Raw genomic sequence first — 22,799 nt, 5'->3', positions numbered from 1 at the left:
TTCTGAAAACCTTGTGATTACAGAGAATACGATTGATATGTTCTCGTTTTGATCGCATACATGTGCGAACGGGTCGTGAACAAACCGGCGATTGCCGCGCCGTTGCGGCTATGGGATAAGGGATGGCGAAAATGGCGGGATCGACCCTTCTGGACTTCGGCGGAAAGCGGGACATGGACAAGAACAAGGCGCTGGAAAGCGCGCTGGCACAGATTGAACGCAGCTTTGGCAAAGGCTCGATCATGCGGCTCGGGTCCAACAACCCGATCGCCGAGATCGAGTCGACCTCGACCGGCTCGCTGGGCCTCGACATCGCGTTGGGGATCGGCGGCCTGCCCAAGGGCCGTATCATCGAGATCTATGGGCCGGAATCCTCGGGCAAGACGACGCTGACCTTGCATGTCGTGGCCGAGGAACAGAAAAAAGGCGGCGTCTGCGCCTTTGTCGATGCGGAACATGCGCTGGATCCCGGCTATGCGAAAAAGCTGGGCGTGAATCTGGATGAATTGCTGATCAGCCAGCCCGATACCGGCGAACAGGCGCTGGAGATTGTCGATACGCTGGTGCGCTCGGGCGCTGTCAGCCTGGTCGTCGTCGATTCGGTCGCCGCGCTGACGCCGAAATCCGAAATCGAAGGCGACATGGGCGACATGCAAATGGGCAGTCAGGCCCGCCTGATGAGCCAGGCCATGCGCAAGCTGACCGCCAGCATCGGGCGCAGCAACTGCATGGTGATCTTCATCAACCAGATCCGCATGAAGATCGGCGTGATGTTTGGCAGCCCCGAAACCACGACGGGCGGCAATGCGCTGAAATTCTATGCCAGCGTCCGCCTGGACATCCGCCGCACCGGCTCCATCAAGGACCGGGACGAGGTGGTGGGCAACTCGACCCGCGTGAAGGTGGTCAAGAACAAGGTCGCGCCGCCGTTCCGCGAGGTGGAATTCGACATCATGTATGGCGAAGGCATCTCCAAGACCGGCGAACTGCTGGATCTGGGCGTCAAGGCCGGGGTGATTGAAAAGTCCGGTAGCTGGTACTCGTGGGGCGACGAACGCATCGGCCAGGGGCGCGAGAATGCCAAGGGCTTCCTCAAGGCAAACCCGAGCGTGGCCAACGAGATCGAAGGGAAAATCCGCGGCGCGAACGGGCTTGATTTCTCGGTCCCCCCCACGGCCGATGATCTGACCGAATAAGCGTTGCAGGGCAGGGCCGTCGCAGGACTGTCATGGTGGACAGCTACTGCGGCGCCCGCTAAAGGGATGGGCGACAGAACGCCCGGAGGCCCCGTTACGCCATGCCCTCGTTGAACGATATCCGTACCACATTCCTCGATTTCTTTGCCCGCAACGGGCATCAGGTGGTGCCTTCAAGCCCGCTGGTGCCTCGCAACGACCCGACGCTGATGTTCACCAACTCGGGGATGGTGCAGTTCAAGAACTGCTTCACCGGGGTCGAACGGCGCGACTATGTGCGCGCCACATCGTCGCAGAAATGTGTGCGGGCGGGCGGCAAGCACAACGATCTGGACAATGTGGGCTATACCGCCCGGCATCACACGTTTTTCGAGATGCTGGGCAATTTCAGCTTTGGCAACTACTTCAAATCCGAGGCGATCCCCTTTGCCTGGGAACTGCTGACCAAGGATTTCGGCATCCCCAAGGACAAGCTGCTTGTCACCGTCTATCACACCGATGACGAGGCGGCGGCAATCTGGAAAAAGGTCGCCGGCCTGTCGGATGACCGCATCATCCGCATTCCGACCAATGACAATTTCTGGATGATGGGCCCGACGGGCCCCTGCGGTCCTTGCACCGAGATCTTTTATGATCACGGCCCCGGCATCTGGGGCGGCCCGCCGGGCAGCCCCGACGAGGATGGCGACCGCTTCATCGAGATCTGGAACCTCGTGTTCATGCAATACGAACAGTTCGAGGATGGCTCCAAGCGCGAGCTGGACATGCAATCCATCGACACCGGCATGGGGCTGGAGCGTATCGGGGCATTGTTGCAGGGCAAGCACGACAATTACGACACCGATCTGATGCGCAGCCTGATCGAGGCCAGCGCCCATGCCACCAGCAGCGACCCGGACGGCAAGGGCAAGATCCACCATCGGGTGATTGCCGACCATCTGCGCTCGACCAGCTTCCTGATTGCCGATGGCGTGACGCCCAGCAACGATGGCCGCGGCTATGTGCTGCGCCGGATCATGCGGCGCGCGATGCGCCATGCCCATATGCTGGGCGCGCAGGATCCGGTGATGTTCCGTCTGGTTCCTGCGCTGGTGCGCCAGATGGGGGCCGCCTATCCCGAACTGACCCGCGCGCAGGCGCTGATCGAAGAAACGCTCAAGCTTGAGGAAACGCGGTTCAAGCAGACCCTGGACCGCGGGCTCAAGCTGCTGGATGCCGAACTTGACGGGCTGGACGAAGGCGCCCCGCTGCCGGGTGCTGCCGCGTTCAAGCTGTACGATACCTATGGATTCCCGCTGGATCTGACGCAGGATGCCTTGCGCGAAAAAGGCCGCGAGGTGGAAACCGCAGGTTTTGATGCCGCCATGGCCGAGCAAAAGGCCAAGGCGCGCGCAAGCTGGGCCGGTTCGGGCGAAGCGTCCGATGCGGCGATCTGGTTCGAACTGGCGGAAAAGCACGGCACCACGGAATTCCTTGGCTATGAGACCGAGACTGCCGAAGGCCAGATCCTTGCGCTGGTTCAGGACGGCGCCGCCAGCGACAAGGCCAGCGGCACGGTGCAGATCGTGGTGAACCAGACGCCGTTCTATGCGGAATCGGGCGGGCAGGTCGGGGATACCGGCTATATCCGGTCCGAAACCGGCACTGCGGTGATCAAGGATACCCGCAAGGCGGCTGGTGTGGTGATCCATGTGGCCGAGGTGTCCGAGGGCCATCTGGAACGCGGCCAGCCCGTCAAGCTGGAGGTGTCGCATATCCGCCGCAGCGCGATCCGTGCCAACCATTCTGCGACCCACCTGCTGCACGAGGCGCTGCGCCGTGCCCTGGGCGACCATGTGGCCCAGAAGGGCAGCCTGAACGCCGAGGATCGCCTGCGCTTTGACTTCAGCCATACCAAGGCGTTGTCTGGCGACGAGCTGTTGGCGGTCGAGGCCGAGGTGAACGCCTATATCCGCCAGAACACCCCCGTCGAAACCCGCATCATGACGCCAGATGATGCCCGTGCCATCGGGGCTCAGGCGCTGTTCGGCGAGAAATATGGCGATGAGGTGCGCGTCGTGTCGATGGGCAGCCTGCCGGGGTCTGGCAAGGGGGCCGACGGCAAGACCTACAGCCTGGAGCTTTGCGGTGGCACGCATGTCGCGCGCACCGGCGATATCGGGGCCTTTGTCGCGCTTGGCGATTCCGCCTCGTCGGCGGGGGTGCGCCGGTTCGAGGCATTGACCGGGCAGGCGGCGCTGGATCACCTGCGGGCCCAGGCCGCGCGGCTGGCCGAGGCCGCAGCCGTGATCAAGGCCGCACCTGCCGATCTTGCCGAACGACTGCGCGCGCTGGTCGACGAGCGCAAGGCCCTGACCAACGAGGTGGGGCAATTGCGGCGCGAACTGGCCATGGGGGGCGGGTCGGGCAAGGGCCCCGACGCGCAGGACATCAATGGCGTCAAGTTCCTGGCTCAGGTGCTGCAAGGCGTTTCGGGCAAGGATTTGCCGGGGCTGATCGATGAGGCGAAGGCCAGGCTCGGCTCTGGTGCGGTGCTGCTGATTGCCGATGCCGGGGGCAAGGCGGCGGTGGCGGCCGGTGTGACGGCTGATCTGACATCGCGTCTGTCGGCGGTCGATCTGGTCAAGGCGGCTGCCGGGGCGCTTGGCGGCAAGGGCGGCGGTGGTCGCCCGGATATGGCGCAGGCCGGAGGCGCCAGCGTCGAGAATGCCGAAGCCGCCATCAGCGCCGCTGCGGCCATCATCGGGGGGAACTGACCATGCCGGGTGCGTACTGGATCGCACATGTGACCGTGACGGACGAAGAGGCTTATGGCCGCTACGCCAAGCTGGCCGGGGCGCCCATCGCGGCGCATGGCGGGCGGTTTCTGGCCCGTGGCGGGCGCTATGTGCAACTGGAGGGCAATGACCGCGCGCGCAATGTGGTCGCGCATTTCCCCTCGGTCGAGGCGGCGGTCGCCTGTTATCGGTCGGCCGAGTATCAAGAGGCGCTGAGCCATGCGCGCGGAGCCTCTGTCCGCGATCTGGTCGTCGTCGAGGCGGTGGAGTAACATTATGAAAGCGTTTGTATTTCCCGGTCAGGGGTCGCAATCCATCGGCATGGGCAAGGCGCTGGCCGATGCCTATCCCGCCGCCCGCGCCGTGTTCGACGAGGTGGACGAGGCGCTTGGCGAAAAGCTGTCGGATCTGATCTGGAATGGCCCGATCGAGGATCTGACGCTGACCGCGAATGCCCAGCCCGCCCTGATGGCCACCTCGCTGGCGGCGCTGCGCGCGCTGGAGGCAGAGGGCGTCAGGATCACCGATGCGGCCTATGTCGCCGGGCACAGCCTTGGGGAATATTCCGCGCTGGCCGCTGTCGGCACGCTGAGCATTGCAGACACCGCGCGCCTGCTGCGCATTCGGGGCCGCGCTATGCAACAGGCCGTTCCGGTGGGTGTGGGCGCCATGGCCGCCTTGCTGGGGATGGATTTCGCCACCGCCGCCGAGGTTGCCGCCGAGGCCGCACAAGGCGAGGTGTGTCAGGCGGCGAATGACAACGATCCGTCGCAGGTGGTGATCTCGGGCCACAAGGCAGCGGTCGAGCGTGCCGTGACCCTTGCCAAGGAACGTGGTGCCAAGCGGGCGATGTTGTTGCCGGTCTCTGCGCCATTCCACTGCGCTTTGATGCAGCCTGCGGCCGAGGCGATGGCCGAGGCCCTTGGCACTGTGACCTTCCACCCTCCGGTGGTGCCCGTGGTGGCCAATGTGCGTGCCGAGGCGGTGAAAGACCCGGATCAGCTGCGCAAGCTGTTGATCGAACAGGTGACCGGCTCGGTGCGCTGGCGCGAATCGGTGCTCTGGATGGCGGCGCAGGGCGTGACCGAGTTCTGGGAGATCGGCGCAGGCAAGGCGCTGTCGGGGATGGTCAAGCGCATCGCCCGCGACAGTTCCACCCGTGCCTTTGGCTCGCCAGAGGATGTGGCCGCGCTGTCAGCCTGAAATCGCAGGCTGCGCGCCTGATTTCCGTGCTACGTTGAAACGCCGGGTGGCCCTTTGGCCTCCCGGTTTTTTGGCGGGAGGACGGGACTCTCATGGCAAGGTTTGACGGCAGCTCAACTGACGATTCACTAGAAGGCAGCTATTCTGCGGACGAAATCTATGGCTACGGCGGCAACGATACGCTGCTGGGCCTTGGCGGCGAAGATTCCATCTATGGTGGCGATGGCAATGACCGGATCACCTCTGGTTGGTCGGACGATGGCAGTGCGTTGCATGGCGATGCAGGGGATGATGTCATCTTTGCGCAAAGCAGCCATGACCGGGCCTATGGTGGCGATGGGGCAGACCGGATCTTCATCGGGTTCTCCACGCATTTCGTGAACGGTGTCATGGCCTCGGGCGGTGATGGGGATGATTATTTCCGCATCTCCTCCACCAACGAGGCCGATATCTACGGCGGCAGCGGCACCGATACGTTGGAGGTGTTCTGGACCGGCCCCGGTGCGATCACGGTGCGCGAGGATGGGGGGGCTTGGGTGATCCGGCAACAGCCGTTCGACTTTGCCACCGCCCCCTACGAGATCACCGCCACTTCGGTCGAGAACCTGATCCTCTATGCCAGCGAATTGGCCGACGATATCGTCACCGGCGCGGGGAATGATGTGATCTATGCCCGCGGTGGCGCCAATATCGTCGATGCGGGGGCGGGGGATGATCTGGTCCATTACTGGGCCAACGTCGCCAATACACTGGACGGAGGAGAGGGGCAGGATACGCTGGATGCCCGTCTGACGCTGACCCCCTATTTCGTCGTGGGGCATGATGGCGCGGTTGATGACGGCAACCTGTCCCTCATCCGTGGCTTCGAGCAATTCGAGGTGCATGGCGATCGCGGTGCCGATTTCATCTCGCTGGGCGGGCAGGATGACCGGGGCTGGGGCGGGCGCAACGCCGATACGCTGTTCGGCAATGATGGCGATGATGTGTTGCGCGGGCAGTTCGGCGATGACGTGCTGTATGGTGGCGCGGGACAGGACCGGCTGCGGGCAGGGCGCGGCGATGATCTGTTGTTCGGCGGCGATGGCGATGACCGGCTGTTTGCCGGTCGCGGCGCGACAACCCTGTATGGCGGCGAGGGGGAGGACCGGATCGTGCTGAAAGACGGCTCCGGCCTGCTCTATGGCGATGCCGGGGCAGACCGCTTTCATATCCGGCCCTTTGTCAATATGACGGCGCCCGCCACCATCGGCGACTTCACCTCTGGCGAGGATCGGCTGTATCTGCGGGGCGATCTGTTCCACAACATGCCGCCCGCAGGTCGATTGGACGAGGATCTGCTGGTGTTCGGTGGCGTGGCGGGCGGCCAGGCGCAGTTGTTCCTGACCTATGACGCAGAGACCGACCTGACCAGCCTCTGGTGGGACGCCGACGGCGAGACTACGGATCATGCCCCGATCCGGTTCCTGCACTTCGCAGGAGAACCGGGCCTGACGCATGAGGATATCTGGATTCAATAGCGGCCCGGACCTCATCGCAAGCAAAAGGGCCGCCCGATCGGGCGGCCCTTTCAACGGTAATAGGATACCGCAGGATTACATTTCGTCCAGTGCGTCCACGGCTTTGGTCAGGTCGTCCTTGCTGACTTCCTTGTCCGTCACCTTGGCACCTGCAACGATATGATCGACGACCTTGTCTTCAAAGATCGGGGCGCGCAGTTGCTGCTGGGCTTGCGGGTTCTTCTGGATGAACTCGAAGAACTGGCGTTCCTGGCCGGGATACTGGCGAGCCTGGGCCAGAACGGCCTGGGTCAGCTCGGCATCCGTGACCTGCACTTCGGCCTTGCGACCGATTTCAGCCAGCAACAGGCCCAGACGCACGCGGCGTTCGGCCAGCTTGTTGTGCTCTTCGGTCGGCTCGATGGCGCCGTGGTTGTGGTCGTGGACGTTGGGGTTTTCCTCGTGCCACAGCTGATGCGCGATCTGGCCCGCTTCGGCCTCGACCAGGCTGGGCGGCAGGTCGAACTTGACCAGCGCATCCAGTTGATCCAGCAGCGACCGCTTGAGAACCGCACGCGAGGCGCCGGAATATTCGGCCTCCAGACGTTCGGAAACCTGTGCCTTCAGCGCCTCCAGCGATTCGGCGCCGAATTTCTTGGCCAGTTCGTCGTCGATCTCGGCGGCCTTCGGTGCCTTCACCTCTTTGACGGTGCAGGCGAACACGGCTTCCTTGCCAGCCAGATGGGCCGCGCCATAGTTTTCCGGGAAGGTCACGGTAACCGAGACATCCTCGCCAGCCTTGGCGCCGACCAGTTGCTCTTCGAAACCGGGGATGAACGACCCCGACCCCAGCACCAGCGGGTAATCCTCGCCGGCGCCACCTTCGAATTCGACGCCATCGACCGAACCTTTGAAGTCGATCACGACCTGATCGCCGTCCTTGGCCTTGGAGCCTTTCTTGCGGTCCTCGAAGGTCTGGCCGGCCTTGGCCAGATTTTCCAGCGCCTCGGTCACTGCGGCTTCGTCGGCCTTGACGACCAGACGTTCCAGCGTGATGCCCGACAGGTCGGCCTCGGGGATCTCGGGCAGTTTCTCGTAGGACATGTCAACCACGAGATCGTCGCCTTCTTTCCAGGTGTCGCCACCCTTCATCTCGATCTTGGGTTGCAGGGCCGGGCGGTCCCCCGATTTCTCGAAATGCTCGTTCATCGCACCGTCGATGGCGTCCTGCATGGCGTCGCCCATCAGGCGCTGGCCGAATTGCTTGCGCAGGATCGCCATCGGCACCTTGCCCTTGCGGAAGCCCTTGATCTCGACTTCCGGCTGCGCCTCGAGCAGTTTCGCCTCGACCTTGGCGTCGAGATCGGCGGCGGGCACCGTAATGGTGTAGCCGCGCTTGAGGCCTTCGTTCAGGGTCTCGGTGACCTGCATGGTGTCCTTCATCCTTATCAATGGTGCGGGCGGAGGGACTTGAACCCCCACGCCTTGCGGCGCCGGAACCTAAATCCGGTGCGTCTGCCAATTCCGCCACGCCCGCGCATTCTACAAGCGCGGGGCAGCCCCGTTCCGAGGGCCGCCCCGCATTCCGCGCCCTTCTAGCAAAGGCCCGGCGGGGATGCGAGAGGAAAAAACGGGCTTGCGCGGCGCGGCATCACAAGGGGGGCATCGTCGATTTTCCCTGTGGGCGCCCCAATCCTGCCGCAATTGGCCGCAAGATGGCAACAATACGCCGCTTGTGCCGGAGCATCGCCATGCCGACCCAGACGCTAGACGCCGCCACGGGAATCGCCTTGGGCACGTGGGTGATGACATTGCAGGGGGCATTGCCGGTTGAATTCCTTGCGGCGGGGGATCGGGTGATCACCCGGTCCGGTGCGCGGGTGCTGCGCGGGATCACCGTCAGCGTGTTGAGGGATGTCGATGTCGTCGAGGTTGCGCCGGGTGCGCTTGGCCATGACCGCCCCGAGCGGCAGTTGCAGTTGCCGGCCGGGCAGAAGGTGCTCGTGCGCGACTGGCGTGCGCAGGCCCTGTACGGCGCGCGCGAGGCGATGGTGCCCGTGGCGCGGCTGGTGGACGGAGAGTTCCTGCGCGAAACACGGGCGGCGGAACTGCGCCTGTTCCGTCTGGTCTTTGACGCGCCCGAAGTGATCTATGCCGATGGGGTGGAACTGATCTGCCAGCCGGAACAGGTGACTGCCTGATACCCCGGCAGGTTCGCAAAGGCGCGCGGTTTCGCGCGTCTTTTTGCTTGTTGGCCGCAGTGTTAACGCAAACGTCATGGACATGCGCCGCCCCCCCGCCTAAACCGTGCAGCAATCGAACATCCGCAGACAGGGAAGACCCATGCGCGCGACGAGAACCGTCCAGAAAATTCTTGCGAACTACGAAGGTGAAACCCCCGGCGTGAAGGCGAACCTGTGCCGGATGCTGATGGAGGGCAAGCTGGGCGGCACCGGCAAGATGATCATCCTGCCGGTTGATCAGGGGTTCGAACACGGGCCTGCCCGCAGCTTTGCCCCCAATCCGGCGGGCTATGACCCCCATTACCACTATCAACTGGCCATCGACGCGGGCCTGTCGGCCTATGCCGCGCCGCTGGGACCGCTGGAGGCTGGCGCAGATACCTTCGCCGGTCAGATCCCGACGATTCTCAAGGTCAACAGCGCCAACAGCCTGATGTCGGATGGCGCGGGCAAGAACCAGGCGGTGACGGCCTCGGTCGACGATGCGCTGCGCCTCGGGTGTTCGGCCATCGGCTTTACGATCTATCCGGGGTCGGACATGGCGCTGGACATGTTCGAGGAGATCGTCGAGATGCGCCGCGAGGCGGCATCCAAGGGGATCGCCACCGTGATCTGGTCCTATCCCCGCGGCGAGGCGGTCACCAAGGACGGCGAGACCGCGATCGACGTGTCGGCCTATGCCGCGCATATTGCGGCTTTGCTGGGCGCGCATATCATCAAGATCAAGCTGTCGACCGACCATCTGATGCAGCCCGAGGCAAAGAAGGTCTACGACAAGGAACAGATCGACATTGCGAGCCTGGCCGCGCGGGTGAAGCACTGCGTTCAGTCCAGCTTCAACGGGCGCCGGATCATCGTGTTCTCGGGCGGTGCGGCCAAGGGGGCCGATGCGGTCTATGACGATGCGCGCGCCATTCTTGCCGGGGGCGGCAACGGCTCCATCATCGGGCGCAACAGTTTTCAGCGGTCGCGCGAGGATGCGCTGGCGATGCTGGGCAAGCTGGTCGACATCTACAAGGGCAAGGCCTGAGGCGCGGGAGGCGGCGGGGGGCAGCCGCCCCCCGCACCCCCGGCTTCAAGGGGACGCTTGCGCCCCCTTGAAAATCCCCCAAGGGTATTTCTGGCAAGATGAAGGGGCAGGGCGTTGGTCCTGCCCCTTTGCACATCCACTGTGCAGTTGCAGCAAATGCGGTGCGGCAAGCTTTGCGCTATTGTCGGCCCCGACATGCAACACCCGGAGGCCCCATGGCAGCGCAGAATACACCTCAGTCCTATGGCAGTGTGGCGCGTGGGCTGCATTGGCTGACCGCAGGGCTGATCCTGCTGTCCTGGCCGCTGGGGCAATGGGCCACGGGGCTGCCGCATGATACGGGGGCTGCACTGGCCTTCAAGGCGCAGGTGTTTTCGGTTCACAAGACGTTGGGGATTGCGGCGTTTTTCGTCGGGCTGGCCCGCATGGTCTGGGCGCTGACGCAGGTGCATCCTGCGCCGGTCCGGCCGGACCGAGGCGTCGAGGTCTGGCTTGCGGCGCTGGTGCATTGGGCGTTGTATCTGGCGCTGGTGCTTGTGCCGCTGACCGGCTGGATCCACCATGCCGCGACCGAAGGCTTTGCGCCGATCCTGTGGCCTTTGGGTCAAGGGCTGCCGCTGGTGCCGAAATCCGAGGCTCTGGCCGCCGTCAGTGGCGCTGCCCATGCCGTCTTTACCAAGGTTCTGCTGGGTGTCGTGCTGTTGCATGTGGGCGGGGCGTTGAAACATGCGCTGCTGGACCGGGACGGAACGCTGCGCCGCATGGTGTCGGGCCATTCCGCAGGGAAGGGCAGCCCGTCCGCCCCGCGCGGCACCGCAGTCGCGGCCATGCTGGTCTGGGTCGCGGCGGGCGGGGTTGCCTTGACCCTGGCAGGGCCCGCCTCGGCGCCGCCCCCGGCCGCACCTGGCCCGGTAACTGCCCAGGCTGCGGGCGACTGGCGGGTGCAGGAGGGCAGCCTGGGCATTGCGGTGCGGCAGATGGGCGCGGTGGTCGAGGGGAGTTTTGCAACCTGGTCCGCGGCGATCCGCTTCGATCCTGACCGGACAGAGGGCAATCATGTCGATGTCTTGGTCGATGTGGCAAGCCTGCGGCTTGGCTCGGTCTCGGCACAGGCCACGGGGCCGGAGTTTCTGAACGCCGAGGCGCATCCGCAGGCGCGCTATGTGGCGCAGATCCGGCGCGATGGCGATGGCTGGCTTGCCGACGGCACGCTTGCGCTTGGGGACGCCGAAGTTCCGGTTCTCTTGCCGTTCACGCTGGAGATCGACGGACCCCGCGCCACGATGCGCGGCACTGTGCGGCTGGACCGGCGGGATTTCGGCATCGGGGCAGCCTATCCCGATGAAAAGACGGTCGGGTTTGCGGTCGAACTCTCTGTCGCGCTTGTGGCAGAGCGGATCTGACGCTCGTATCGCGCCTTGGCCAGCGACCTATCGGCGGCCGCCCTTGATCTGATCCAGGTGTATTTGGGGGCTTCTGCGGCCCGGAGCAGGCCGGGGGGGGGGCGATTGCCCCATTGGTCGTCAATCGCCGCCAATGCGCCGGCACCCGTCATGCCGACATGGAAAAGCCGCCGGTTTCCCGGCGGCGTCCTCGCATTCCGGTCCGATCACTCGGCCTTCATCGCCTCGATCGAGATGTCGATCTTCACCTCATCCGAGATATAGGGCGCGAACATGCCAAGGTTGAACTCCGACCGCAGCACCGTGGTGGTTGCATCGAATCCGACCCAGGGCTTGTTCATCATCGGATGATCGCCCTTCTGGTTCAGCCTGGCCTCCAGCACCACGGCCTTGGTCACGCCATTGATCGTCAGGTCACCAGTGATCTGCGCGGTGGTTTCCCCGGTCACTTCGATCGCGGTGGATGCGAATTTCACCGTGCCATTGGTCTCGGCGTTGAAGAAGTCGGGCGACATGAAGTGGTCGAAACGCTCTTGCCAGCCGGTCAGCATGGTGGTCACGGGGAATTCGACCGTGACCGACGATTGTGCGGGATCGGCTTCGTCGAACGAGATGCTGCCTTCGAAGCCCGAGAACATGCCGTAGCTGGTCGAGAAACCAAGGTGGTTGTAGCTGAACACGATCTGGCTGTGGCTGGCATCCAGCACATAGGCTTCGGGTGCGGCCAGAGCGGGGCTGGCGGCAAGGGCGGCGATCAGGCCGAAGGGGGCAATGCGGAACATCGGGGTCTCCTGCTGGAATGACTGTCCTACCCCTGATGCCGCAGCGCAGCACCTGCGGCAATCCGGCACCCGTGAACAGACGACGTGCGGTGGCGAACATCACGATCCCGCAGGGTCGGCGTGCTTGCATTGGGGACTGGTGCGTGTATAAGGCGCCATCCTTCCGCCGGACCCTTTCACCGGCGCATCCCCTCATGGACGGGGGCGGAAGGAAAGCCCGTCCTACGAAATGCGCCTTGATATCGGAGCCTACATGCCCCTTTACGAGCATGTCCTCATCGCGCGTCAGGACTTGTCCAGCGCGCAGGCCGAAGGCCTGGTCGAACATTTCTCCGCAGTACTTTCGGACAACGGCGGCACTGTCGTCGGAACCGAATACTGGGGCGTCAAGACGATGGCCTACAAGATCAACAAGAACCGCAAGGGGCATTACGCCTTTTTCCGCACCGACGCGCCTTCGGCCGCCGTGCAGGAAATGGAACGTCTGGCCCGTCTGCACGACGATGTCATGCGCGTTCTGTCGATCAAGGTTGAAACCCATGACGATGGTCCGTCTGTCCAGATGCAGAAGCGTGACGAACGTGGCGACCGCGATGGCGGCCCGCGCGAGCCGCGTGGCGATCGTGGTGATCGCGGCGGTTTCGACCGTCGTGAGCGTCGCTGAGCAGGGAGCCTGAACCATGGCAAGCAAACCGTTTTTCCGCCGCCGCAAGGTCTGCCCGTTCTCGGGCGAGAATGCACCCGCAATCGACTACAAGGACGTGAAACTCCTGCAACGCTACATCTCGGAGCGTGGCAAGATCGTTCCCGCCCGTATCACCGCCGTCTCGGCCAAGAAGCAGCGTGAACTCGCCCGTGCCATCAAGCGCGCGCGGTTCCTCGCCCTGCTTCCCTATGCCGTGAAGTAAGGAGAAAGACAGATGCAAGTCATCCTGCTTCAGCGCGTGGCCAAGCTTGGCCAGATGGGCGAAGTCGTCAAGGTCAAGGACGGCTACGCCCGCAACTACCTGCTGCCGCAAGGCAAGGCGCTGCGTGCCTCGGAAGCCAACATCAAGAGCTTCGAATCGCGCAAGTCCCAGCTGGAAGCCCAGAACCTGGAAACCAAGAAAGAGGCCGAAGCCGTTGCTGCAAAGCTGGACGGCCAGATCTTCGTGGTGATCCGTTCGGCCTCGGAATCCGGCGCGCTCTACGGCTCCGTCACCGCGCGCGACGCGGCCGACGCTGCGACCGCAGCAGGCTTCACCGTGGATCGTGGCCAGATCGTTCTGGACAAGCCGATCAAGGATCTGGGTCTGCACGGCGTGACGGTTGTTCTTCACCCCGAGGTTTCGGCGAAGATCAGCATGAACGTCGCCCGTTCGGTCGAAGAGGCCGAACTGCAAGCCTCGGGCAAGTCGATCCAGGAACTGGCGGCCGAAGCCGAAGCCGCCGCCGAGATGGACATCCAGCAGCTGTTCGACGATCTGGGCGGCGCTGCGTCCGAAGAATAAGTCGCCCCGACGGGACGATGCACCCCCGCGCCGCAACCCGGCGCGGGGGTTTCTTTTTGGCCGTCATGCAAGGGCGGTTCTTGTGGCTGCCGTGGTCCGGTCGGATCGCAACGCGTTGCGCGCTGCCGAGCGGCGCCGAAGGCTTGCCGGATGGCGCCGAGCGGCTGGTGCCAAAGCCATGCGGGCCTGGTCCGCGACAGGGGACGAGCCTTCAGGCAGGCGTCAGTTGACGGGTTCCTTGTAGACGCCCTGTTCCTTCAGCGCGTCCATGACCTCTTTGGGCATGTAGGTCTCGTCATGCTTGGCAAGGATCTCCGAGGCGACAAAGACCCCTTCGACCAGCTTTCCGGTGCCGATCATACCCTGGTTCTCGCTGAACAGGTCGGGCAGCACGCCGGTAAAGGCAACCGGAATGGTCGCCCCGCCATCGGTGACGCGGAAGGTCACGGTCTTGCCCTGACCGCGCAGGATGCTGCCTTCCTCGACCAGCCCGCCCAGGCGGAAAGTCTCTGTATCCGGTGGAGGTGCCTCCATCACCTGGCTGGGCGAGCGGAAGAAGTTGATGCCATCCCGCATCGCATATCCGACAAGGCCGGTGGCCAGCGCCAGCGCCACGGCTGCCACCGAAAGGATCTGGATACGGCGTTGCTTGCGAAGTGATTTCATGGCGTTACGGGAAGATCGGCGCAAGCGTCAGGCCCGCCGTCTCTTCTACCCCCAGCATCAGGTTGGCGTTCTGGATCGCCTGCCCGGACGATCCCTTGGTCAGGTTGTCCAGCGTGGCGACCACCATGGCGCGGCCGGCGATCCGGTCGCCGATCACCCCGATATGGCAGAAGTTCGATCCACGGATATCGCGGGTCGAGGGCAACTGGCCAAGGGGCAGCACCTGGATGAACGGTTCCGCCGCATAGGCCGCGGCCAGTGTCGCATGGATCTGTGCGGCGTCGCCATCGACATAGACATTGGCCAGAATGCCCCGGTTCATCGGTGTCAGATGCGGGGTGAACTGCACATGCACCGGGCGGCCCGCCAGCAGGCTGAACTCCTGATCGAATTCGCCCAGATGCCGGTGCTTGCCCCCTGCCGAATAGGCGTGCGTGCCTTCGGACAGTTCCGCATGAAGCAGGTTTTCCTTGAGGCTGCGCCCGGCGCCCGAGACCCCGGCCTTGAGGTCGATCAGGATGCGGTCAAGGTCGATCACCCCGGCGGAAATCAGCGGGCGCAGGGCATATTGCCCGGTGGCAGCGTTGCAGCCCGTGCCTGCCACCAGCCGCGCGCCCCGGATCTGGTCGCGGTAGAATTCGGTCAGGCCATAGACCGCCTCTGCCTGCAATTCCGGGGCGGCATGGGGCTGGCCATACCATTTTTCATAGGCCGCCACATCGCGCAGCCGGAAATCGGCTGACAGATCGACGATCTTCAGGGTGCGGGGCAGTCCGTCGATCACCAGTTGCGTGGTGGCATGGGGCAGGGCGCAGAAACACAGATCGACGCCGGAAAAGTCGATCTCGTCGATCTTTTGCAGACGCGGCAGGTCGAGATGGCGCAGAAAGGGGAACACATCGGCCATCGCCTGGCCTGCCTTGCGGTCGGCCGACAAGGCCACGATGCGCATGGCAGGATGGGTGGCGATCAGGCGCACCAGCTCGGCACCCGTATAGCCCGATGCTCCGAGAATGGCGATGCGATGGGTCATGGCTGTCTCCCTTGGCTTGGGGCAGTCATGCCGCCAAGAACCGTGCCGCGCAATAGGAAACCATGCCGCAGGGGGCCTGCTGCGCCGCCGTCGGGCCCCAGGCACATCACGGTCGCGGGAGCGCGGGCTGGCAGAGGGGGCGGGGCGCTTTGGATCGGGGGGGCAAGGCGCGGGCCACGCCCAAGGGCCGTATTCGACGCGGCGTCGCTTGACTCTTGCCGGTGCGGGCGATACCAGCCGCCATCCACGGGCGTCGCCCTTGGGTTTCATTGGTGTTGGTGGCCCCCGCAAGGGGTAGCCTGTCGGCCAAGGGGCAGCTCCCCGCGGCAAAGGACAACGCCCTTCACAACGTCGAAGGAGATCAGCGTGACCAAACGGACCGCTGCCAAGTACAAGATCGACCGCCGCATGGGCGAAAACATCTGGGGCCGTGCCAAGTCCCCGATCAACAAGCGGGAATACGGCCCCGGCCAGCATGGTCAGCGCCGCAAGAACAAGCTGTCGGATTTCGGTACCCAGCTGCGCGCCAAGCAGAAGCTGAAAGGCTACTATGGCGACCTGACCGAAAAGCAGTTCCGCAAGATCTATGGCGAAGCCGAGCGCGTCAAGGGCGATACGGGTGAGAACCTGATCGGTCTGCTGGAGCGTCGTCTGGACGCCGTGATCTACCGTGCGAAATTCGTCCCGACCGTGTTTGCCGCACGCCAGTTCGTGAACCACGGCCACGTGACCGTGAACGGCCAGCGCGTCAACATTGCCTCGTACCGTGTCAAGGAAGGCGACGTGATCGCCGTTCGTGACCGTTCCAAGCAACTGGCCATCGTGCTGGAATCGGTCGGCCTGACCGAGCGTGACGTGCCGGATTACCTGGAAGTCGACCATTCCAAACTGACCGCGACCTTCGTGCGGACCCCGGCCCTGGGCGACGTGCCCTATCCGGTGCAGATGGAACCGAACCTGGTTGTCGAATACTACGCGAAGAACTGATCCTTCGCCGATCCTGTGCTTTGGAAAGGGCTCGTGCATGGCACGGGCCCTTTTCGCATTCCCGGCCGGATGGCCGGATGCCCACCTGGCGGCCCCCGGTCTGACTTTGGCTCTGGTCAGAGGGCTGCGGCACGGCTAGAACCCCCCTGCACCGCAGGGGAGTTCCATAGCCATGCATCCGACCATAAGGCCGCAACCGGGCATTCTGGACATCGCGCTGTATCAGGGTGGCCAGTCCCATGTGGCGGGTGTGTCCAATGTGGTGAAGCTCAGCTCGAACGAGAATCCGTTCGGAGCATCGGACAAGGCCAAGGAGGCGTTCCAGCGATCGGTTCACACCCTGCACCGTTACCCGTCCACCGATCATGCCGGCCTGCGCCAGGCGATTGCGGATGTCTACGGGCTGGATGCGGCGCGGATCATCTGTGGCGTGGGGTCGGACGAGATCATCACCTTCCTGTGCCAGGCCTATGCCGGGCCGGGGGACGAGGTGATCCATACCGAACACGGCTTTCTGATGTATGCCATTTCGGCCCGCGCGGTGGGCGCCACCCCGGTATCGGTGCCCGAGCGCGAGCGGACCACGGATGTCGATGCGATCCTTGCGGCCTGCACCGACCGCACGCGGCTGGTGTTCCTGGCCAATCCCAACAATCCCACCGGAACGATGATCGGACATGGCGAGATCGCGCGGCTTGCGGCCGGGTTGCCGCCGCAGGTTCTGTTGGTGCTGGATGGCGCCTATGCCGAATTCGTCGGGGGCTATGACGGCGGCGCCACGCTGGTGGACAGCCGCGAGAATGTCGTGATGACGCGGACCTTCTCCAAGATCTTCGGCCTTGGCGGGTTGCGGATCGGCTGGGGCTATGGCCCGGCCCATGTGATCGACGTGCTGAACCGGGTGCGTGGGCCGTTCAACCTGTCCACCGCGGCGCTGGACACCGCCGAGGCCGCCGTGCGTGACCAGGACTGGGTGAACAAATGCCGCGCCGAAAACACCCGGATGCGGGCCTGGCTGGCCGAGGCGCTGGCGGAATTCGGCGTGCCGTCGGACACCTCCACCGCGAATTTCATTCTGGCACGGTTCCAGAACGAGGCCGAGGCCGTGGCCTGCGACGAGTTCCTCAAGGAGCGGGGCCTGATCGTGCGGCAGGTGGCCAGCTACGGCCTGCCGCATTGCCTGCGCATCACCGTCGGCGACGAGGCAAGTTGCCGCCGGGTGGCCCATGCCATCGGCCAGTTCAAGGGCGCGCGCGAGTGAGTCGGGTCTACGAACGTGTTGCGCTGATCGGGCTGGGCCTGATCGCCTCCTCCATGGCCCATGCCATGCGGGCGCAGGGTCTGGCCGGGCATATCGCGGGCCATGCCAAGACCGCCGAGTCGCGTCAGGCTGCGCTGGACATCGGGTTTTGCGATACGGTCCATTCCACGGCGGCAGAGGCGGTGGCCGATGCCGATCTGGTGGTTCTGGCGGTCCCGGTGGGCGCCATGGGAGAGGTGGCGGCCGAGATTGCCCCCTATCTGAAACCGGGCTGCACAGTCACCGATGTGGGATCGGTCAAGGGCGCCGTGGTCGAGGCGGTGGCGCCGCAGGTGCCGCAGGGCGTGCAGTTCATACCGGGGCATCCGATGGCCGGCACGGAATATTCCGGGCCGCATTCCGGCTTTGCCGCGCTGTTCCGCAATCGCTGGTGGTTGCTGACCCCGCTGGAGGGCACGGATCCGGCTGCGTTGGATCGGTTGCGCCGTCTGGTCGAGGGACTTGGCGCCAAGGTCGATACGATGGAGGTGGCACACCATGATCTGGTGGTGGCCGTCGTCAGTCATGCGCCGCATCTGATCGCCTATACGATGGTGGGGGTTGCCGATCACATGCGCCGGGTGTCGAGTTCCGAGATCATCCAGTATTCGGCGGCGGGCTTTCGGGATTTTACCCGTATCGCGGCCAGCGATCCGACGATGTGGCGCGATGTGTTCCTGACCAACAGAGAGGCGGTTCTGGATATTCTGGGTCGTTTCAACGAGGAATTGTTCATGCTGCAACGCGCGATCCGCATGGGCGATGGTGAGCAGCTTCACGCCTATTTCACCCGCACGCGCGCAATTCGTCGTGGCATCATCGAGGCGGGGCAGGATACTGCGGCCCCGGATTTCGGCCGGGTCGGAGATTCGGTGCGAAAGGACTAGGGGTGCGGTTCGGCGGGGTGTGGCTCAGGACGGGGGCGATCATGCTGGTGGGGCTGGCGGGCCCTGCATTGGCACAGGCGCCGGAGCATTCGCCGCGCCCGCTGTCGCGTCCGTTGCCGGAAACGGCGCCGCCCATGGCCCGCCCCGCGCTGACCATCATGCCGGAACATGCCCCCCGGCGCCGTCCTGCCGGGCAGGGAGCGGGGGGCGCGGTGGCCGTGCCGCCGCCGGTCGCATTGCCCGAGATCGTCTTGCCGCAACTGGGCCGGTTGGCGCTAGCGTCGGTCCCGCCGCCGGGGTTGCAACCTGTCGCGCCCGCCGCCTTGCCGCAGGCCGAGGGGCTTGCCCTGTCGGTGGCGCCACCGCCCGGACTGGTTGCGCCGGATGCGGCCCGGAGTGTGCAGCAGCCTCTGGTGGCCGATGCGGCGGTGCCGCAGGACTGGCAGCCGACGGCAGCGCCATCGCATCGGCCGGTCTTGCGCAAGGAGGGGGTGGCGCCCGGTCTGGCCGCGCTGTCGCGTCCTGCGGAGCTGCCCGGCGATCCGGGGTTCGAACGGTCCGCACCGCCTCCGGCGCGGGGGGCCGAGGCCGGGGAAGGGGCGGTGCTGCATGACAGTCCGGCCCAACGGCCCAAGGCCCGTCCGGCGGGACTGATGGCCAGCGCAGCGCCTGCGCCCGGCATGGCCGCGCGCCTTGTGGCGGCGCTTCGCCCCGAGCCGCGCCCGGCGGGCCTGGTGCGCAAGGCACGGCCTGCGACACAGCCGGAAAACCTTGCGCCGGTCGCCGCCATCATCCGCCCGGCGCCGGGCACCGGCCCCGTGACCGGCAGGCGCGGATCGGTCTGCGGCGTGCCTGGCATCCAGGGCGAGACCATCGGCCCCATCGTTGCCCGCGTCGGCGGCTGCGGTGTGCCGAACCCGGTCCGGATCACCTCGGTCGCCGGGGTGAAGCTGTCGCAGCCGTCCATCGTGGATTGCGACACCGCCCGCGCGTTGAACGCCTGGGTCGAGCGCGGGCTGAAACCTGCCTTTGGCGCGACCGGCGGCGGGGTGGCAGGGTTGCAGATCGCAGGCCATTATGTGTGCCGCACCCGCAACCACAAGAAAGGCGCCCGCCTGTCAGAGCATTCGCGCGGCAAGGCCATCGACATATCCGCGATCATTCTGGCCAATGGGCAGGCGCTGTCGATCCTGCGCGACTATCGCGGTCGCAGCGGCCAGCCGATCCGCCAGGCCCACAAGGCGGCCTGCGGCATCTTTGGCACCACCCTTGGCCCCGGTTCTGACGGAATGCACGAGGATCACCTGCATTTCGACACCGCGCGCCACCGCAACGGGCCCTATTGCCGCTGACGTGGCGCTGTCGGGGCCGCGCAACCGGCCCTATCGCAGGCGCGGCGCAGGACCGAGCAGCAGCGGCCCGAGCGAAATGGCCCCGTTTGCCAGCGTCAGCGGCAGGGTGATCGCCTCGCCCTGCGGTGTGAGCGAGTCCAGCGCGGATTGCCAGCTTGCGCGAAAGTCGGGTGCCACAAGCCCGGCGGCGATGGCCAGGTCCAGCGCCTTGGTGGCGCCCTCCAGCCGCAGGTCCAGCCGCCCTGCGGCAAAGCCCGCCGCATCGGGCACCAGATCGCCCGAGACAAAGGCGCGGATCTCGCCCCAGTCCACCCGCGCCTCGCGCAGGATCACGCGGGTCAGCGCCGGGCGGGTCCGGCCCGCGTGCCGGTCCAGCCCGGCACTAAGCGTCAGGGTGGCGTCCAGCCGGACCAGCGTGGCCTGCGCGGGCACCGTGCCGGGGGGCAGGCGCGACAGGAACGCTGGCGAAGGCGCGATGTCCCGCGCCTCGATCCCCAGGTCATGGGCCAGCGCCAGCCCGACGGCGGGCCGGGTGGCCAGCGACAGATGCGCGGCCCGGCCATCGACCAGCCCGCTCAGCCCAAGACCCTCTGCCACGAACTGAAAGCGGTCCAGCGCCAGATCCGTGCCGGGAACCAGCACCAGACTGGCCTGCGCCTTGTCCGCGGTCAGCAGAACCGGCCCAGCAGGCGTGTCCAGGCGCTGCTCGGGGGCAAAGGCGGCAATCAGATGCCACGGCTTGTAGCTGAGCGACAGGATCTGCACAAAGGGCGCCTGCCAGCCCCACGGCCCGCCGGGGGGGGCGATTGCAGGGCGCTCGATCGTCAGGTCGATCCGGTTGGGATAGCCCTGCACGTCGATGCCACCGTGTTCTGCCTGCCAACCCTCGGCCTGTCGGGCGGCGAACCAGCCCTGTGCCGTTTTCAGGGCGGTTTCCGAGGCGAACCACCACCAGCCCGACCAGCCCGCGATGGCCAGAACCGCTATCCACAGAAGCCCGCGCATTGGCGCCCCTCTTTCCATTTGCCGCTGGCTGTTGTCTACAGACCGGACAGCGCCGCGACCAGCCCCGAGACATGACCGTGACCGAGACAGCCCCCCGCCCCTTGTGGATCTTTGCCTATGGCTCGTTGATGTGGCAGCCGGATTTTCCGGTGGCCGAGGCGCGGGTGGCACGGGCGACGGGCTGGCATCGAGGCTTCTGCATGTGGTCGATCCATCATCGTGGCAGCCCTGAGGTGCCGGGGCTTGTGCTGGCGCTGGACCGTGCCGAAGGCGGGTATTGCGATGGTCTGGCCCTGCGCGTCGCGCCGGGCGCCGAGGCCGAGACGCTGGCCATGGTGCGCGAACGCGAACTTGTCTCGTCGGCTTACCTGGAGATCACGTTGCCGGTGCAGTTGCGCGATCGGGGCGTCGCCGAAACGCTGGCCTATGTGATCGACCCGGCCCATCCGCAATATACCGGCCCGCTGGAGCCCGAAGAGCAGGCGCAGATCATCGCGCGGTCCTGCGGTGGGCGGGGGCGGAACTGCGACTATCTGTGGTCCACGGTGGCGCATCTGGGGGAACTGGGCATTGCCGACCGGGATCTTGACTGGCTGTCCCGGCGTGTGCGCCAGCTTGTGGCCGAGTGAGGGGGCTTTCGCCGGGCACCCTGCCTGTGGCACAGTTCCGGCAAAAAGGCAGGCGGGCATGATCGGAACATTCGCACGGGCCATCGCTGTGCTGGTGCTGGCGGCAGGGCTGGCATCAGGGGCCGCGCTGGCGCAATCCCCCCAGTTTTCGGCGCTTGCGCGGGCGGATGGCACTGCCAGCCGGCTGTGGGCCGAGGACGAGGTGCTGGCGCTGGATCTGGCGCTGAGCCATGCCGTGCCCTGGCGCCTGCGTTTTCTGGCAGGGCCGCCGCGTCTGGTGGTCGATTTCCGCGAGGTGGATTTCCGGGGGCTCGATACGGCCCGGTTGATGGCCGGTGTGCCGGGGCAGGTGACGGATCTGCGCGCAGGCCCGGTGCGCGATGGCTGGTCGCGGCTTGTCGTTGCGCTGGATCGCCCCCGGCTGGTCGCCGAAGCCGAGTTGCGGACCGCGCAGCGCGGTGGCGAGGAGGCGCTGTTGCGCCTGCGTCTGGCGCCCGCCGCCGCTGCCGATTTTGCCGCCGAGGTGGCCCGCCCCGATCCGCCTGGCTGGACCTTGCCGAAACCGGCACGGGTGGCGCCGCCGCGCAAGCCTCGGGGGCAGGGGCCGCTGGTGGTGGTGCTGGACCCCGGCCATGGCGGGCTGGATCCAGGTGCCGAACGCGATGGCCACAGCGAGGCGCAGCTGATGCTGACCTTTGCGCGCGAGTTGAAAGAGGCGTTGGTGCGCGCGGGTGTCGCCCGCGTCGTGATGACCCGCGAGGATGACAGTTTCGTGCCGCTGGAAACCCGCGTGGCGATTGCCCATCAGGCGGTGGCGGATGTGTTCCTGTCGCTTCATGCCGATGCGCTGCCCGAAGGGGTGGCGACGGGGGCGACGGTCTATACCCTGGCCGCGGCAGCGTCGGACGAGGCCTCGGCCGCGCTGGCCGAGCGACATGACCGCGATGCGCTGATGTCGGGGGTGGATCTGACGGGGCAGGACGATCTGATTGCCGGGGTGCTGATGGACATGGCGCGGCGCGAAACCTCGCCCCGTGCAGGCCGGCTGGCCGAGGCGCTGGTGGCGGCGATGCGGGAGGCCCGGCTGACCCTGCACAAGGTGCCCCGGCGCGCGGCGGCGTTTTCGGTGCTGAAGGCGCCGGACATCCCGTCGGTGCTGATCGAACTGGGCTATATGTCCTCCCCCCGCGATCTGGCGCGGCTGACCGATCCGGCCTGGCGGGCGCAGATGGCCGGTGCCATTGTCGCGGGGCTGGCGGGCTGGGCGGTCGAGGATGCGGCGGCGGTGGGGTTGTTGCGGCAATAGGCACGGGCGGGCCA

Annotated in this window: 22 protein-coding genes and 1 tRNA gene; 17 read left to right on the top strand and 6 right to left on the bottom strand. The window is 65.6% G+C overall.

The features are described from left to right. Positions 1-131: 131 nt before the first annotated feature. The 5 genes from recA (at position 132) to BW970_RS11365 (ending at position 6,693) form a co-directional block, all read left to right on the top strand. Positions 132-1,196 (top strand): recombinase RecA, encoded by a 1,065-nt coding sequence (recA, locus tag BW970_RS11385; protein ID WP_076531373.1) that lies wholly within the window; start codon positions 132-134, stop codon positions 1,194-1,196. Between the two features lie 101 nt (positions 1,197-1,297). Continuing rightward, the gene (alaS, locus tag BW970_RS11380; protein ID WP_076531371.1) at positions 1,298-3,952 is read left to right on the top strand and encodes an alanine--tRNA ligase; all 2,655 of its coding nucleotides are present in this window, start codon (positions 1,298-1,300) and stop codon (positions 3,950-3,952) included. A 2-nt stretch (positions 3,953-3,954) separates the two neighbouring features. Next, positions 3,955-4,245 (top strand): DUF1330 domain-containing protein, encoded by a 291-nt coding sequence (locus BW970_RS11375; protein WP_076531369.1) that lies wholly within the window; start codon positions 3,955-3,957, stop codon positions 4,243-4,245. A 1-nt stretch (position 4,246) separates the two neighbouring features. Beyond that, positions 4,247-5,176: an ACP S-malonyltransferase gene (fabD, locus tag BW970_RS11370; RefSeq protein WP_076531706.1), complete on the top strand. Its 930-nt coding sequence runs from the start codon at positions 4,247-4,249 to the stop codon at positions 5,174-5,176. Between the two features lie 92 nt (positions 5,177-5,268). Then, complete coding sequence (locus tag BW970_RS11365; protein WP_076531368.1) at positions 5,269-6,693, top strand: calcium-binding protein; 1,425 nt, start codon at positions 5,269-5,271, stop codon at positions 6,691-6,693. A 75-nt stretch (positions 6,694-6,768) separates the two neighbouring features. Here the strand turns inward: BW970_RS11365 and tig are convergent, their stop codons facing one another. Then, positions 6,769-8,103, bottom strand: a complete 1,335-nt coding sequence (gene tig / locus BW970_RS11360) for a trigger factor (protein WP_076531366.1) — start codon at positions 8,101-8,103, stop codon at positions 6,769-6,771. Positions 8,104-8,124: 21 nt separating this feature from the next. Further along, a tRNA-Leu gene (locus tag BW970_RS11355) sits at positions 8,125-8,209 on the bottom strand. Positions 8,210-8,423: 214 nt separating this feature from the next. On the opposite strand from BW970_RS11355, the gene BW970_RS11350 reads away from it, so the two are divergent. The 3 genes from BW970_RS11350 (at position 8,424) to BW970_RS11340 (ending at position 11,348) form a co-directional block, all read left to right on the top strand. Continuing rightward, positions 8,424-8,873, top strand: a complete 450-nt coding sequence (locus BW970_RS11350) for a Hint domain-containing protein (RefSeq protein WP_229740497.1) — start codon at positions 8,424-8,426, stop codon at positions 8,871-8,873. Positions 8,874-9,015: 142 nt separating this feature from the next. Next, positions 9,016-9,945 carry a class I fructose-bisphosphate aldolase gene (locus BW970_RS11345; RefSeq protein ID WP_076531363.1) on the top strand — a complete coding sequence of 310 codons (930 nt, stop codon included), beginning with the start codon at positions 9,016-9,018 and terminating at the stop codon, positions 9,943-9,945. A gap of 215 nt (positions 9,946-10,160) precedes the next feature. Further along, on the top strand, positions 10,161-11,348 hold the full coding sequence (locus BW970_RS11340) for a cytochrome b/b6 domain-containing protein (RefSeq protein WP_076531362.1): 1,188 nt from the start codon (positions 10,161-10,163) through the stop codon (positions 11,346-11,348). A gap of 206 nt (positions 11,349-11,554) precedes the next feature. On the opposite strand, the gene BW970_RS11335 is transcribed toward BW970_RS11340, so the two are convergent. Continuing rightward, positions 11,555-12,130, bottom strand: a complete 576-nt coding sequence (locus BW970_RS11335) for a YceI family protein (protein WP_076531360.1) — start codon at positions 12,128-12,130, stop codon at positions 11,555-11,557. A gap of 253 nt (positions 12,131-12,383) precedes the next feature. On the opposite strand from BW970_RS11335, the gene rpsF reads away from it, so the two are divergent. From rpsF to rplI, 3 genes are read left to right on the top strand one after another with little or no spacing between them, the layout of a single operon-like run. Further along, a complete protein-coding gene (gene rpsF / locus BW970_RS11330; protein ID WP_076531703.1) occupies positions 12,384-12,794 on the top strand; it encodes a 30S ribosomal protein S6 in 411 nt (136 codons plus the stop codon). 16 nt (positions 12,795-12,810) lie between these two features. Continuing rightward, the gene (rpsR, locus tag BW970_RS11325; protein WP_028028232.1) at positions 12,811-13,038 is read left to right on the top strand and encodes a 30S ribosomal protein S18; all 228 of its coding nucleotides are present in this window, start codon (positions 12,811-12,813) and stop codon (positions 13,036-13,038) included. Between the two features lie 12 nt (positions 13,039-13,050). Further along, on the top strand, positions 13,051-13,620 hold the full coding sequence (rplI, locus tag BW970_RS11320; RefSeq protein ID WP_076531358.1) for a 50S ribosomal protein L9: 570 nt from the start codon (positions 13,051-13,053) through the stop codon (positions 13,618-13,620). Between the two features lie 222 nt (positions 13,621-13,842). On the opposite strand, the gene ccmE is transcribed toward rplI, so the two are convergent. After that, positions 13,843-14,286 (bottom strand): cytochrome c maturation protein CcmE, encoded by a 444-nt coding sequence (ccmE, locus tag BW970_RS11315; RefSeq protein WP_076531357.1) that lies wholly within the window; start codon positions 14,284-14,286, stop codon positions 13,843-13,845. A 4-nt stretch (positions 14,287-14,290) separates the two neighbouring features. After that, entirely contained in the window at positions 14,291-15,319 is a 1,029-nt protein-coding gene (gene argC, locus BW970_RS11310; RefSeq protein WP_076531355.1) for an N-acetyl-gamma-glutamyl-phosphate reductase, read from the bottom strand. A 366-nt stretch (positions 15,320-15,685) separates the two neighbouring features. On the opposite strand from argC, the gene rpsD reads away from it, so the two are divergent. From rpsD to BW970_RS11290, 4 genes are all read left to right on the top strand, one after another. Then, complete coding sequence (gene rpsD / locus BW970_RS11305) at positions 15,686-16,306, top strand: 30S ribosomal protein S4 (RefSeq protein ID WP_076531353.1); 621 nt, start codon at positions 15,686-15,688, stop codon at positions 16,304-16,306. Positions 16,307-16,478: 172 nt separating this feature from the next. Next, on the top strand, positions 16,479-17,567 hold the full coding sequence (gene hisC / locus BW970_RS11300) for a histidinol-phosphate transaminase (protein WP_076531351.1): 1,089 nt from the start codon (positions 16,479-16,481) through the stop codon (positions 17,565-17,567). After that, entirely contained in the window at positions 17,564-18,493 is a 930-nt protein-coding gene (locus BW970_RS11295; RefSeq protein ID WP_076531349.1) for a prephenate/arogenate dehydrogenase family protein, read from the top strand. The genes hisC and BW970_RS11295 overlap by 4 nt, the downstream gene beginning before the upstream one ends. 41 nt (positions 18,494-18,534) lie before the next feature. After that, positions 18,535-19,845 carry an extensin family protein gene (locus BW970_RS11290; RefSeq protein ID WP_144038941.1) on the top strand — a complete coding sequence of 437 codons (1,311 nt, stop codon included), beginning with the start codon at positions 18,535-18,537 and terminating at the stop codon, positions 19,843-19,845. 30 nt (positions 19,846-19,875) lie between these two features. Here BW970_RS11290 and BW970_RS11285 read toward each other — a convergent pair whose 3' ends face one another. Continuing rightward, positions 19,876-20,850 (bottom strand): DUF2125 domain-containing protein, encoded by a 975-nt coding sequence (locus BW970_RS11285; protein ID WP_076531347.1) that lies wholly within the window; start codon positions 20,848-20,850, stop codon positions 19,876-19,878. A gap of 77 nt (positions 20,851-20,927) precedes the next feature. On the opposite strand from BW970_RS11285, the gene BW970_RS11280 reads away from it, so the two are divergent. Together BW970_RS11280 and BW970_RS11275 are read left to right on the top strand one after the other, a co-directional pair. Then, complete coding sequence (locus BW970_RS11280) at positions 20,928-21,479, top strand: gamma-glutamylcyclotransferase (protein ID WP_268235099.1); 552 nt, start codon at positions 20,928-20,930, stop codon at positions 21,477-21,479. Positions 21,480-21,537: 58 nt separating this feature from the next. Then, entirely contained in the window at positions 21,538-22,785 is a 1,248-nt protein-coding gene (locus BW970_RS11275; RefSeq protein ID WP_076531343.1) for an N-acetylmuramoyl-L-alanine amidase, read from the top strand. Positions 22,786-22,799 lie beyond the last annotated feature (14 nt).

It is taken from the genome of Gemmobacter megaterium (genome assembly GCF_900156815.1).
GTDB classification, from domain to species: domain Bacteria; phylum Pseudomonadota; class Alphaproteobacteria; order Rhodobacterales; family Rhodobacteraceae; genus Wagnerdoeblera; species Wagnerdoeblera megaterium.
The sequence above is the reverse complement of the archived record's forward strand: the minus strand, read 5'-3'. Positions and strand labels throughout refer to the sequence as shown.

Coding starts and splice junctions, on each gene's coding strand:
- recA (WP_076531373.1), top strand. CDS start 132: ATGGCGGGATCGACCCTTCTGGACTTCGGCGGAAAGCGGGACATGGAC.
- alaS (WP_076531371.1), top strand. CDS start 1,298: ATGCCCTCGTTGAACGATATCCGTACCACATTCCTCGATTTCTTTGCC.
- BW970_RS11375 (WP_076531369.1), top strand. CDS start 3,955: ATGCCGGGTGCGTACTGGATCGCACATGTGACCGTGACGGACGAAGAG.
- BW970_RS11365 (WP_076531368.1), top strand. CDS start 5,269: ATGGCAAGGTTTGACGGCAGCTCAACTGACGATTCACTAGAAGGCAGC.
- tig (WP_076531366.1), bottom strand. CDS start 8,103: ATGCAGGTCACCGAGACCCTGAACGAAGGCCTCAAGCGCGGCTACACC.
- BW970_RS11350 (WP_229740497.1), top strand. CDS start 8,424: ATGCCGACCCAGACGCTAGACGCCGCCACGGGAATCGCCTTGGGCACG.
- BW970_RS11345 (WP_076531363.1), top strand. CDS start 9,016: ATGCGCGCGACGAGAACCGTCCAGAAAATTCTTGCGAACTACGAAGGT.
- BW970_RS11340 (WP_076531362.1), top strand. CDS start 10,161: ATGGCAGCGCAGAATACACCTCAGTCCTATGGCAGTGTGGCGCGTGGG.
- BW970_RS11335 (WP_076531360.1), bottom strand. CDS start 12,130: ATGTTCCGCATTGCCCCCTTCGGCCTGATCGCCGCCCTTGCCGCCAGC.
- rpsF (WP_076531703.1), top strand. CDS start 12,384: ATGCCCCTTTACGAGCATGTCCTCATCGCGCGTCAGGACTTGTCCAGC.
- rpsR (WP_028028232.1), top strand. CDS start 12,811: ATGGCAAGCAAACCGTTTTTCCGCCGCCGCAAGGTCTGCCCGTTCTCG.
- rplI (WP_076531358.1), top strand. CDS start 13,051: ATGCAAGTCATCCTGCTTCAGCGCGTGGCCAAGCTTGGCCAGATGGGC.
- ccmE (WP_076531357.1), bottom strand. CDS start 14,286: ATGAAATCACTTCGCAAGCAACGCCGTATCCAGATCCTTTCGGTGGCA.
- argC (WP_076531355.1), bottom strand. CDS start 15,319: ATGACCCATCGCATCGCCATTCTCGGAGCATCGGGCTATACGGGTGCC.
- hisC (WP_076531351.1), top strand. CDS start 16,479: ATGCATCCGACCATAAGGCCGCAACCGGGCATTCTGGACATCGCGCTG.
- BW970_RS11290 (WP_144038941.1), top strand. CDS start 18,535: ATGCTGGTGGGGCTGGCGGGCCCTGCATTGGCACAGGCGCCGGAGCAT.
- BW970_RS11285 (WP_076531347.1), bottom strand. CDS start 20,850: ATGCGCGGGCTTCTGTGGATAGCGGTTCTGGCCATCGCGGGCTGGTCG.
- BW970_RS11275 (WP_076531343.1), top strand. CDS start 21,538: ATGATCGGAACATTCGCACGGGCCATCGCTGTGCTGGTGCTGGCGGCA.